The organism is Ramlibacter sp. (assembly GCF_013697775.1).
Lineage (GTDB): Bacteria > Pseudomonadota > Gammaproteobacteria > Burkholderiales > Burkholderiaceae_C > Ramlibacter.
Genome location: NZ_JACCWG010000388.1, coordinates 1 through 11,349 on the forward strand (window position 1 = coordinate 1; position 11,349 = coordinate 11,349).

10 protein-coding genes are annotated in these 11,349 nt (G+C 69.2%); all 10 read right to left on the bottom strand.

The annotated features are described in order from the left end of the window. Positions 1-166 precede the first annotated feature (166 nt). Entirely contained in the window at positions 167-571 is a 405-nt protein-coding gene (locus tag H0U68_RS19690) for a group II truncated hemoglobin (protein WP_296358603.1), read from the bottom strand. Positions 572-589: 18 nt separating this feature from the next. Continuing rightward, the gene (locus H0U68_RS19695) at positions 590-3,112 is read right to left on the bottom strand and encodes an FtsX-like permease family protein (RefSeq protein WP_296358604.1); all 2,523 of its coding nucleotides are present in this window, start codon (positions 3,110-3,112) and stop codon (positions 590-592) included. Positions 3,113-3,754: 642 nt separating this feature from the next. Beyond that, positions 3,755-4,585, bottom strand: a complete 831-nt coding sequence (locus H0U68_RS19700) for a formate dehydrogenase accessory sulfurtransferase FdhD (protein ID WP_296358605.1) — start codon at positions 4,583-4,585, stop codon at positions 3,755-3,757. Between the two features lie 5 nt (positions 4,586-4,590). Then, entirely contained in the window at positions 4,591-5,148 is a 558-nt protein-coding gene (locus H0U68_RS19705; RefSeq protein WP_296358606.1) for a hypothetical protein, read from the bottom strand. Positions 5,149-5,163: 15 nt separating this feature from the next. Beyond that, complete coding sequence (locus H0U68_RS19710) at positions 5,164-6,414, bottom strand: formate dehydrogenase subunit gamma (RefSeq protein WP_296358607.1); 1,251 nt, start codon at positions 6,412-6,414, stop codon at positions 5,164-5,166. Beyond that, positions 6,398-6,628 (bottom strand): hypothetical protein, encoded by a 231-nt coding sequence (locus H0U68_RS19715; RefSeq protein ID WP_296358612.1) that lies wholly within the window; start codon positions 6,626-6,628, stop codon positions 6,398-6,400. The genes H0U68_RS19710 and H0U68_RS19715 overlap by 17 nt, the downstream gene beginning before the upstream one ends. Next, entirely contained in the window at positions 6,628-7,245 is a 618-nt protein-coding gene (gene fdh3B / locus H0U68_RS19720) for a formate dehydrogenase FDH3 subunit beta (protein ID WP_296358608.1), read from the bottom strand. Before fdh3B ends, H0U68_RS19715 begins: the two co-directional genes overlap by 1 nt. A gap of 11 nt (positions 7,246-7,256) precedes the next feature. Continuing rightward, a complete protein-coding gene (locus tag H0U68_RS19725) occupies positions 7,257-10,229 on the bottom strand; it encodes a formate dehydrogenase subunit alpha (RefSeq protein WP_296358609.1) in 2,973 nt (990 codons plus the stop codon). Between the two features lie 30 nt (positions 10,230-10,259). Further along, the gene (locus tag H0U68_RS19730; RefSeq protein ID WP_296358610.1) at positions 10,260-10,469 is read right to left on the bottom strand and encodes a twin-arginine translocation signal domain-containing protein; all 210 of its coding nucleotides are present in this window, start codon (positions 10,467-10,469) and stop codon (positions 10,260-10,262) included. A 126-nt stretch (positions 10,470-10,595) separates the two neighbouring features. Continuing rightward, positions 10,596-11,213, bottom strand: coding sequence for a molecular chaperone TorD family protein (locus H0U68_RS19735; protein ID WP_296358611.1), 618 nt, complete (start codon positions 11,211-11,213; stop codon positions 10,596-10,598). Positions 11,214-11,349: the final 136 nt, after the last annotated feature.

Below are 11,349 nucleotides of genomic sequence, written 5' to 3' on the forward strand. Positions count from 1 at the left end.
GGGTGGGCCAGGCGCAGGGTCCATTCGCGGTCGCTACAGAGGCAGCACGGCACAGCGGTGTTAACGACGAGATCTTCGAGCGCCAGGGCAGCCGCCCGCGAGCGTGATCCCGGAGCCTGGCCCACCCGGCCGCCGGCCGCTGCCACCCAAGCAGGCAAGCGAGCCTTCAAGCCCCCACGTTCCGCATCCAGTCGGCAGTCTGGAACAAAGACTCCCGCAACCGCTCACGCAACACAGGATCGACGTCCGTCTCCCGCATCGCCTGCTCCATGCACGCCATCCACTGGTCGCGCTCGCGGATGCCGATGCGAAACGGCATGTGGCGCATGCGCAGGCGCGGGTGGCCGAAGCGGTCGGTGTAGTGGTTGGGGCCGCCCAGCCAGCCGCAGAGAAACCAGAACAGCTTTTCGCGCGCATGCGCGAGTTCGCTGCCGTGCGCGGCGCGCAATTGCGCGTACTGCGGCTCCAGGTCCATCAGGTCATAGAAACGCTCGACCAGCGCCTTGACCTGCGCCTCGCCGCCCAGCCATTCGAAGGCGGTGGCGGGGGACGGCTTGTCTTCACTGCTCATCGCCGGATTGTGCCGCCCTCACTGCGGCGCGCGGCGCAGCGTCTCCACCACCGGGCGGTTCAGCACCTCGCGCAGGCCCCACCAGCCGGCCGCCAGCGCCAGCACGGCGCCGGCCAGCGCGCCCGCGATCGGCACCAACGGCGATGCGGTCCAGGTGAAATCGAAGACGTACTTCGCCAGGCCCCAGCCCACCACCGATGCGACGATGCTCGCCAGGAAGCCCGCAAGCAGGCCCACGCCCGCGAGTTCCGCGCGCTGCACCTGCCGCAGCAGGCTGGCGCGCGCGCCGACCGCGCGCATGATCGCGAACTCGCGCGCGCGCTCCTCGCGCGTAGCGGTGACGGCGGCAAACAGCACCACCAGGCCGGCAGCCAGGGTGAAGCCGAACAGGAACTCCACCGCGCGGATCACCTTGTCCAGCACGCCCTGGATCTGGCTGAGCGTGGCCGTCATGTCCACCGCCGTGATGTTCGGAAAACGCCGCACCAGCTCGGCGTCGAAGCCCTTCCGCTCGGGCGCACGAAAAGCCGAGAGGAAGGTCACCGGCACGCTGGCGTCCATGCGGCTGACCGGGTACATGGCGAAGAAGTTGGCGCGCATCGAGGTCCAGTCCACCTTGCGCAGCGAGGTGATGCGCGCGTCGTTGGTGGCGCCCGCGATGTCGAAGCGCAGCGTGTCGCCGAGCTTCAGCCCCAGCGTGGCGGCAAGGCCCTCCTCCACGCTGATGGCGCCGGCTTCCTCGGCTTGCCAGCGGCCGGCCACCACCTGGTTGTGCGGCGGCGGCTCGCTCGCGTAGGAGAGGTTGAATTCGCGGTCCACCAGCCGCTTGGCGCGCCCGTCGGCGAACGCGTCGGGCGTGACGGCGCGGCCGTTCACCGCAACCAGCCGCCCGCGCACCATCGGGTACCAGTCGAATTTCGGCACGCCGCCGCTGCGCAGCGCCTGCTGGAAGGCGTCGCCCTGGTCGGGCTGCACGTTGATGACGAAGCGGTTCGGCGCGTCGGCCGGCGTGGCCTGGCGCCAGCTGGCGATGAGGTCGGTGCGCAGCAGCACCAGCAGCACCAGCGCCAGCAGGCCGACGGCCAAGGCGCTGGTCTGCACCACGGTGTAGGCGGGCCGCGCGGAGATCTGCCGCGTGGCCAGTACCAGCCAGCGCGGGGCGGTTGCCTCGTTCACGACGCGGCGCAGCAGCTTCACGGCCACCCAGCTCAGCCCCGCGAACACCACCACGGCGGCCGCGAATCCGCCGACCGCGATGCCGCCCAGCTTCAAGTCGCTGCTGGCCGCCAGCAGCAGCGCGGCGAAGCCGGCGACGCCGACCACCAGCACCACCGCCGACGTGGGCTTCAGGTTGCCGACGTCGCGGCGGATCACGCGCAGCGGCGGCACCTGCGCGAGCTGCAGCACCGGCGGCAGGCCGAAGGCGAACAGCAGCGTCAACCCCATGCCGAAGCCGAAACCCACCGGCCACAGGCTTGGGGCGGGCAGCGTCGCATCGACCAGGCTGCCCAGCATGGCGACGAACACGAAGTGCACCGCATAGCCGGCCGCCACGCCGGCGGCGCTGGCGAACAGGCCGATCAGCGCGAACTCGAAGGCATAGCCCAGCGCGATGGTGCGCTGGCTTTGGCCCAGCACGCGCAGCATGGCGCAGTCGTCCAGGTGGCTGGCCGCGAAGCCGCGCGCGGCCAGCGCCACCGCCACCGCGCTCAGCAGCGCGGCCAGCAGCGCCACCAGGTTGAGGAATTTCTCCGCGCGGTCCAGCGTCTGCCGCATCTCCGGTCGCCCGCCCTCCAGCGACTCGACGCGCACGCCGCGCACCTCGGGCCGCTTGACCTCCTGCGCCGCCCATTCGGAGAACGCCGCCGCCGCGCGCGGCTCCCCCGCCACCGCGAAGCGCCAGCCGATGCGGCTGGCCGGCTGCACCAACTTGGTCGCCGGGAGGTCGGCCTCGTTGACCATCACGCGCGGCGCAAAGCTGAGAAACCCGGCGCCTCGGTCCGGCTCGACAGCGATCAGCCGCGCGATGCGCAGCTGCGCGTCGCCCAGCAACAGGACATCGCCAGCCTTCAAGGCCAGCGATTCCAGCAGGCCCGCATCGATCCAGGCCTCGCCGCGCGCCGGCACCTCGCGCGTCGGCACGGCCTTGCCATCCGGCTGGTCGCGCACCTGCAGCTGCCCGCGCAGCGGATACCCCGGCGCCACGGCCTTCAGCGACACCAGCAGGCTGCCGCCGCCCTGCGCATCGGTGGCGCGCGCCATCGAAGGGAACACCAGCGTGGTGGCGGTTTCCAGGCCCAGCGCCCGTGCGCGGTCGAGGAAGGTTTGCGGTGTCGGCATGTCGCTCACCACCACCGCGTCGCCGCCCAGCAATTGCCGCGCATCGCGCGTCAGGCCGCCCTTGAGCCGGTCCGCGAAAAAGCCGACAGCCGTGAGCGCAGCCACGGCCAGGGTCACGGCGACGATCAGAAGGCGCAGCTCGCCCGCGCGCAGGTCGCGCCAGAGGGTGCGCCAGCCGAGCTGCAAGGCGGAGAAATTCATCCTCGCACCATAGCGTACAAAGTCTCAGGTGGGAGTGAGGGTGCTCGTTGGCCTGCGCTTGTTGCAAGGCGGTCGTGGCTTGGTCGCGGGTGCCGCGCCAGCCGGTACCCGCCGGGGGCTCATGCTGTGGCGGTCGGCGCTGCGCGCCGACTCCGCTGCGATGACCGGTCCGGGGCCGGCACGGCGGAACTCGCTTTGCGCTTGCAAGCAAGCGCGCCGCTCAAACAGCCGCCGTGAGTCAGTTCACGAAGCGCGCCAAGGCGCGCCCGGCCCCGGACCGGTCATCGCAGCCGCCCCAGAAATCGCCCCCGGCGGGCACCGGCTGTCGCGGCGCGTGACATTGGGGCCTTCGGTGCAGAGCAGCCACACCTCCTCTGCAAGGCGTGCGCGGGCGGGCCGTGGCGCGCAATTGGGCATGGCGCCTGCGGTGGATGGGAGCGGGGTTGAAAAATCTTCGATTTTTCTCGTGAACTGACTTGCGGTAGCTGTTTGAGCGGAGCGTTTGCTTCGCAAACGCGCAGCGAGTTCTACCGCACAACCCCGCTCCCATCCACCGCAGGTCTGCCCGCGCCTTGGCGCGGGACGCCATGTCCGCGCGACACGGCCCGCCCGCGCACGCCTTGCCGCGTGGCCTACCGAGAGCTATCGAGCCTCAGCAAGTCCCGGTTCCAACTTCAACCGCTCAACACCCGAATAGCAGAGAAACCGCCGATTCATCGCCCGCCCGATCGCGCACAGCCCCAGCCGCTCGGCCAGCTCGTGCCCCATCTGCGTGATCCCGCTGCGCGACACCACGATCGGTACGCCCATCTGCGCCGACTTGATCACCATCTCGCTGGTCAGCCGTCCCGTCGTGTAGAACACCTTATCGCCCCCGCGCATCGTGTCCGGCGGCTGCATCCACATCCAGCCGGCGATGGAGTCGATGGCGTTGTGGCGGCCGACGTCTTCCACGAACAGCAGCATCTCCTCGCCGCGGAACAGCGCGCAGCCGTGCACCGAACCGGCCGACTTGTACGTGCTCTCCTGCAGCCGGATCGCGTTGACGATGCCGTACAGCTGCGCCTGCGTCAGCGTGGCTTCGGGCAATTCGATCGCATCGACCTCGTCCATCAGGCCACCGAACACGCTGCCCTGGCCGCAGCCGGTGGTGACCACGCGGTGCGCCGTGCGCTCCTCGATGCGCTCGATGCCCGCGCGCGTCTTCACCGCGGCGCTGCCGACGTCCCAGTCGACGGTGATGGACTCCACCTCGGCCACGTCGGTCACCAGCCGCTGGTTGCGCAGGTAGCCCAGCACCAGCCACTCGGGCCGCGCGCCCAGCGTCATCAGCGTGACCAGCTCGCGCTTGTCCACGTACACGGTGAGCGGGCGCTCTGCCGGTATCGAGATCGTTTCGGCTTCGCCGCGCTCGTTGACGGTGGCAATCGTGCGCGTGAGCGGCGCACGCGCCTCGGTCAGCGTGGGGAGCACGCGGGCTATTTCTTGGCCGGCGCCATCTCGCCCGAGGTCGCGTTGACGCTCGGCGGGCTGGCGGCGGTAGCGGCCGGCGAATGCGCGCCGGCCGCCTCCAGCGGCTTCTGCTCCGGCGGTGCGTAAGCGAACGCTCCCGGGTCGGAGCACGGCGTCGGCAAGGCCGCGGCCACCGGCGTCACCGCGCCCGTGGCGGCGGACGCCCCCGGTTTGGCGGCCGAGGCCATGGCCATCGCGGGCGCCGGGATGGCGACGGCAGCCGAGGCCGGTTTCGCCGCAACGGCGGGCGGCATCGCTGCGGCAGGCTGGGCGGCCGCGGGCTGCGCCGCCGTCGTCTTCACCGCGGAAGCCGCAACCGCGGCGCCACCCGCGCCCTTGCGGTAGGCGGCCACCACGCGGTCCTGCGCCTTGCACAGCTGGTAGGCGTCGATCTTGGCTTGCCAGCCGGCCTTGGCGGCGGTTTCGGCGGCCTTGGCCTTGGCTTCGTCGTCCGGCGGCGGCAGCTTGGCCAAGACCAGGCCGCAGGCGGCCAGCAGGGAGGCGGTCAACAGGGTTCGTTTCATTCCTCGTCTCCTCGCTCACGCCACCCGCATGGTGTCGGGCGCGGCATCGGCCACCGCCGGCGGGCGGCTGCGCTGCACCGGCACCTTGCCGGCCTCGATGTCCTCGTACCAGTAGGCGTGGTGCTCCTGGGCCCAGGCCTCGTTCACGTAGCCGCGCCGCATGGCGGTGTAGGCGCCGCGCATGCCAATGGTGCCGATGTAGATGTGGCCGAGGAACACGCACACCATTAGCACCGCCGACACCGCGTGCACCATGTGCGCCACCTGCATGGTGCCGCGCTCATACACCAGGTTGGGCAGCAGCTTGTCCATCATCAGCCCGGAGCTAATGACGAAAATGCCCAGCAGGAACACGCCGCCCCAGAACACCAGCTTCTCGCCCGCGTTGAAGCGGTGCGACGGCAGCTCGCCTTTCTTGCTCAGCATGCCGCCCAAACGCAGCAGCCAGCGCAGGTCACCGCGCTGCGGGAAGTTGTCGCGCAGGAAGGTGAAGAAGATGGCGGCCAGCGACACCGCGAACAGCGGGCCGGCAAAGTTGTGCAGCGTCTTGAGCACGTAGGTCAGCCAGCCGAACAGCGTGAGGCCCAGCACCGGCAGCAGGAAAAACTTGCCAAAAGCCATGACCACGCCCGAGATGCCCAGGATGCAGAAGGCAATGGCGTTGGCCCAGTGCGCGGAGCGCTCGAACGGCGTGAAGCGCTCGATGCGCCCGCGCCCGCCGCCTGCGTCGGCGTGGCCCACCGGCCCCTTCGCGAAATAGAAGATCGCCAGCGCCCCCAGCACGATCAGCACCAGCGCGCCGCCGTACGGAAGGATCCAGTTGTTGCGCACCTGGCGCCAGGCTTCGCCGGCGGTGGTGAGGCGCGAGCCTGGGTACTGCACCTGCGGCTGGATCAGCACGCCGGCTTCCGGCGCTTCGCTCTTGGGCAGGCTGCTGTAGCCTTCGCGGCCGGCCTGCACGCCGCGCCACATCGGCGCGTTGTTGCCCGGCTGCACCGCGTTGCGCTGGCCGTTGCTCTGCTCCATGTAGCCGGGCAGCGACGACGCGTCGCGCTTGACCTCGGGCTTCACCTCGAAGATGTTCTGGCCCTGGATGCCGCCGGTGGCCGCAGGCGCCGGGTCGTCCACCTTGGCGGGCGCGGGCTGCGATCCCGCGCTTTGCCCCTGCTGCGCGGCCTGCGCCGCGGCGCCGGCGCTGAAGCAGAGCGCCGCCAGCGCCACCACGGCCGACAGGGCCGACAGGGCCAGCTCAGTTGACTTTCGCATAGTCGTTCTGGGTGTTCTGCGCGCGCGTTTTCAGCTGCTGCTCCCAACTGCCCTTGTCGCCCGGCTTCCAGCCCGGCGCGGTGAACGGCATGCTGGCGCCCTGGAAGGCGGAGGCATCGCTGCGCACGCCGGTGCCGATGGCCTGCGTCCTGTCGCCGCAGGCGGCGAGCGCCAGCGCCGACACCGCGGCGGCAAGAAGAAGGCCGCCGCGCATCACGACTTGGCTCCCTGCGGCTGGCCGGCCTGCTTGGAGCCGTAGGCGGTGCCCCAGCCCCACACTTCGGCGCCCTTGCCGCGCTTCAACACGCGGTTGCGGAAGATGTCGGCCACCACGTCGCCATCGCCGGCCAGCAGCGCCTTGGTCGAGCACATCTCGGCGCAGGCGGGCAGCTTGCCTTCGGCCAGGCGGTTGCGGCCGTACTTCTCGAATTCCGCTTCCGAGCCGTTGGCCTCGGGGCCGCCGGCGCAGAAGGTGCACTTGTCCATCTTGCCGCGCACGCCGAACGAGCCGGAGGCCGGGAACTGCGGCGCGCCGAACGGGCAGGCGTAGCTGCAGTAGCCGCAGCCGATGCACACGTCCTTGTCGTGCAGCACCACGCCCTCTTCGGTGCGGTAGAAGCAGTTGACCGGGCACACGGCCATGCAGGGCGCGTCGGAGCAGTGCATGCAGGCCACCGACACCGAGCGCTCGCCCGGCACGCCGTCGTTGAGCGTGACCACGCGGCGGCGGTTCACGCCCCAGGGCACCTCGTTCTCGTTCTTGCAGGCGGTGACGCAGCCGTTGCATTCGATGCAGCGCTCGGAGTCACAGATGAATTTCATGCGTGCCATCTTGTTTCTCCTCAAGCTTTCTCGATGTTGCAGACGGTTGTCTTGGTCTCTTGCATCATGGTGACGCTGTCGTAGCCGTAGGTGGTGGCCGTGTTGACCGCCTCGCCGCGCACCACCGGCGCCGCGCCGTGCGGGTAGTAGGCCAGCATGTCCGCGCCCTGCCAGCGGCCGGAGAAGTGGAATGGCATCCACACCGTGTCGGGTCCCACGCGCTCGGTCACCATCGCCTGCACGTTCAGCCGCGCGCCGGTCGGGCTCACCAGCCACACGCGCTCGCCGTTGCGGATGCCGCGCGCGGTGGCCGCCTGCGGGTTGATTTCCACGAAGGCTTCCTGCTGCAGCTCGGCCAGCCAGGGGTTGGAGCGCGTCTCCTCGCCGCCGCCCTCGTACTCCACCAGGCGGCCGGAGGTGAGGATCAGCGGGAATTTCTCGTGCACCTTGTCCTGCAGGTTCTTCTGCTGCACCGACTTGTACAAGGTGGGCAGCCGCCAGAACGACTTCTTGTCGTCGTACGACGGGTACTTGGCCACCAGGTCGGGGCGTGTGCTGTAGAGCGCCTCGCGGTGCTGCGGGATCGCATCGGGGAAGTTCCACACCACCGCGCGCGCCTTGGCGTTGCCGAACGGGTGGCAGCCGTGGTTCTTCATTGCCACGCGGATGATGCCGCCGGAGTTGTCGGTCTTCCAGTTCTTGCCCTCGGCCGCGACCTTCTCCACGTCGGAGAGCTCGTCCCACCAGCCCAGCTTCTTCATCAGCACGTGGTCGAACTCGGGGTAGCCGGTCTGGATGTCCGCGCCCAGGGAGGCCGAGCCGTCCTCGGCGAGCAGGTTGACGCCGTCCTTCTCCACGCCGAAGTTGGCGCGGAAGTTGCCGCCGCCGTCCATCACGTGCTTGGTGGTGTCGTACAGGTTGGCCGAGCCGGGGTGCTTGAGTTCGGGCGTGCCGAAGCAGGGCCACGGCAGGCCGAAGTAGTCGCCGGTGAGGTCGTAGCCGGTGTCCTTGTCCTTCACGCCGGCCTTGGCCTTGAGCGTCTTCACGTCGAAGGCCGCCATGTTCTTCATGTGCGCCTTCAGCCGCTCCGGGCTCTGCCCGGTGTAGCCGATGCTCCAGACCGACTTGTTGATCTCGCGCAGGATGTCCTCGGGCACGGGCTCTTCCAGGCCCTTGACCTTCTGCATCTTGTAGTTCTTGACCAGCTCCTTGCCGAAGCCCAGCTTGTCGGCCAGCTGGTACATCAGCATGTGGTCGCTGCGGCTTTCCCACAGCGGCTCGATCACCTTCTCGCGCCACTGCAGCGAGCGGTTCGACGCGGTGCACGAACCGCTGGTCTCGAACTGCGTGGCCGCCGGCAGCAGGTACACCGCGCGGTTGGTGTTCAAGCCGCCCGGCTCGCCGGGCATGGCCGCCATGGCCGCGGTGGCGGACGGATACGGGTCCACCACCACCAGCAGGTCCAGCTTGTCCATGGCCTTCTTCATTTCCAGGCCGCGGGTCTGCGAGTTGGGCGCATGGCCCCAGAAGAACAGCGCGCGCAGGTTCGGGTCCTGGTCGATCAGCTCGTTCTTCTCCAGCACGCCGTCGATCCAGCGCGACACGGTCATGCCGGGCTTGGTCATCATGCCGGGGTTGGCGAAGCGGCCCTTCAACCAGTCGTAGTCGACGCCCCAGGCTTTGGCGAAGTGGCGCCACGACCCTTCGGACACGCCGTAGTAGCCGGGCAGCGAATCGGGGTTGGGGCCGACGTCGGTGGCGCCCTGCACGTTGTCGTGGCCGCGGAAGATGTTGGCGCCGCCGCCGGACAGGCCGATGTTGCCCAGCGCCAGCTGCAGGATGCAGGAAGCGCGCACGATCGCGTTGCCGATGCTGTGCTGCGTCTGGCCCATGCACCACACGATGGTGGACGGCCGGTTCATGGCCATCATCTCGGCCACCTTGGCCACCTGCGCCTCGGGCACGCCGCAGGCTTCCTGCACCTTGTCGGGCGTCCACTTGGCCATGACGTCGGCCTTGACCTGGTCCATGCCGTAGACGCGGTCGTTGATGTACTTCTTGTCTTCCCAGCCGTTCTTGAAGATGTGGTGCAGCACGCCGAACAGGAACGGGATGTCCGAGCCGGAGCGGATGCGCACGAACTCGTCGGCCTTGGCCGCCGTGCGGGTGAAGCGCGGATCGGCCACGATCATCTTGCAGCCGGTTTCCTTGGCGTGCAGCATGTGCAGCATGGACACCGGGTGCGCTTCCGCGGCGTTGGAGCCGATGTACAACGCGCACTTGCTGTTCTGCATGTCGTTGTACGAATTGGTCATGGCGCCGTAGCCCCATGTGTTCGCGACGCCCGCCACCGTGGTGGAGTGGCAGATGCGCGCCTGGTGGTCGCAGTTGTTGCTGCCCCAGAGGCTGACGAACTTGCGCATCAGGTACGCCTGCTCGTTGCTGTGCTTGGACGATCCGACCCAGAACACCGACTCCGGCCCGCTCGCCTTGCGCAGGTCCTGCAGCCTGGCCGTGATCTCGTTGAGCGCCGTGTCCCAGCTGATGCGCTCGTACTTGCCGTTGACCAGCTTCATCGGGTAGCGCAGGCGGAACTCGCCGTGGCCGTGCTCGCGCACCGCCGCGCCCTTGGCGCAGTGCGCGCCCAGGTTGATGGGCGAGTCGAACACCGGCTCCTGGCGCACCCACACGCCGTTCTCCACCACCGCGTCGACCGCGCAGCCCACCGAGCAGTGCGTGCACACGGTGCGCTTGACTTCCACCTTGCCGCTGCCGATGGCGGTGGCGCGGCCGTCGGCGGCGCGCGCCTTCTTCACCAGCGTGAACTGCGTGGCCGCCAGGCCGACGCCCACGCCCACGCCCAGGCCCGAGCGGCGCAGGAAGGCGCGGCGGTCCATGGTGGGCGGCGCGCTGGCGAGGCCGCGCTGCAGGCTGTGCACGAAGGGCGAACGGCCCGCGCCCGCGGCGGTGCCCGATTTCTTGGTCAGCAACATGGAAGGCTCCTCAAGCCGGGGACTTGGACGCTAGATGCGCGTGCTCTTGTAATAACGTTCGACGTGTTCGCTGACGCGGTAGCCGCCGCCACGTTCGGGCGCGGGCTGCGGCTCGGAAGCAGGCGCTTCGGCGTCGGGCGCCTGCACTTTCGGCAGCACGGCCACCGCGGTGGCGGCCGCACCGGTGGCCGCCGCGGCCCACATGAATCCCCGCCGCGAGGGCTTGGTCTGGCTGTCCATGACGTCTCCTTCGTTATAGGAACGACTCGTCACACTCTAGACCAGCGCCTCACGCACCGCAATCTCCCAAGCCCTCGAAACAGGGCCTGAGCGTCTCAGGGAAAACGCGATGCTCTTCGAAAGTATTCAGGCCAGCATGTCGAAGCCCTGGGCCTCCACGCTCAGGAAGGCGCGGGTGAAGTCCGCCAGCGCGGCGTAGAGGCGCGCGCGCGGGTGCGCCAGGATGGCCTCGCACATGGCGGTGGCCCAGGGCTGCAGGTGCGCGGCGAAGAATTCGCGCTGGCGCGTGAGGTTCGCCACTTCGACGTCGTCGCCGGCGATGAGATAGCGCATCACCTCGCACAGGTAGGCGACGTGGTCCTCGGTTTCGGGCATGGCTTCGTCGCGCTCCAGGCCCAGGCCAGCGAGGTCCTCGCGCAGCCGCGCCACCGGCTTTTCGTTCAGGTAGCCACTAAGGTAGTGCGAGCCGAACAGGTAGATCTCCGGCTTGCCGACGCCGCCGAACAGCGTGTCGTATTCCGCGGCGGCTTCGGCATCGGAGGTGGTGCGCGCCACGCCCACGAACGCGCGCCACGGCTCCTCCAGGAACGCGCCGGGCGCGGGCGCCTCGGTCACGGCCACGCGCAGCGCCGCCATCAGCTGCGGCGGGGGCGGCGCGTAATACAGCTGCGCAAGCAGGCCGTAGACCTCGGCACGCGCGGTTTCCTCGTCGAGCGCGCTGCCGCGCGGCAAGTCGTCGTTCATAAAACAGGCCCTAGTGTCCTGTCCCGTAAATAACAGGCATTAATCGTGCTTGCTCTTGCGGTATCTTTCGAGCGGAGATACGCAATGAGAACGGGCAGGCCAAAGGCGGATTTGATCTTGTCGGACGAGGAGCGTT

Excerpts from the sequence above, each read along its gene's own strand:
- H0U68_RS19730 (WP_296358610.1), bottom strand. The coding sequence starts at position 10,469 with ATGGACAGCCAGACCAAGCCCTCGCGGCGGGGATTCATGTGGGCCGCG.
- fdh3B (WP_296358608.1), bottom strand. The coding sequence starts at position 7,245 with ATGGCACGCATGAAATTCATCTGTGACTCCGAGCGCTGCATCGAATGC.
- H0U68_RS19695 (WP_296358604.1), bottom strand. The coding sequence starts at position 3,112 with ATGAATTTCTCCGCCTTGCAGCTCGGCTGGCGCACCCTCTGGCGCGAC.
- H0U68_RS19690 (WP_296358603.1), bottom strand. The coding sequence starts at position 571 with ATGAGCAGTGAAGACAAGCCGTCCCCCGCCACCGCCTTCGAATGGCTG.
- H0U68_RS19735 (WP_296358611.1), bottom strand. The coding sequence starts at position 11,213 with ATGAACGACGACTTGCCGCGCGGCAGCGCGCTCGACGAGGAAACCGCG.
- H0U68_RS19710 (WP_296358607.1), bottom strand. The coding sequence starts at position 6,414 with ATGCGAAAGTCAACTGAGCTGGCCCTGTCGGCCCTGTCGGCCGTGGTG.
- H0U68_RS19725 (WP_296358609.1), bottom strand. The coding sequence starts at position 10,229 with ATGTTGCTGACCAAGAAATCGGGCACCGCCGCGGGCGCGGGCCGTTCG.
- H0U68_RS19705 (WP_296358606.1), bottom strand. The coding sequence starts at position 5,148 with ATGAAACGAACCCTGTTGACCGCCTCCCTGCTGGCCGCCTGCGGCCTG.
- H0U68_RS19715 (WP_296358612.1), bottom strand. The coding sequence starts at position 6,628 with ATGCGCGGCGGCCTTCTTCTTGCCGCCGCGGTGTCGGCGCTGGCGCTC.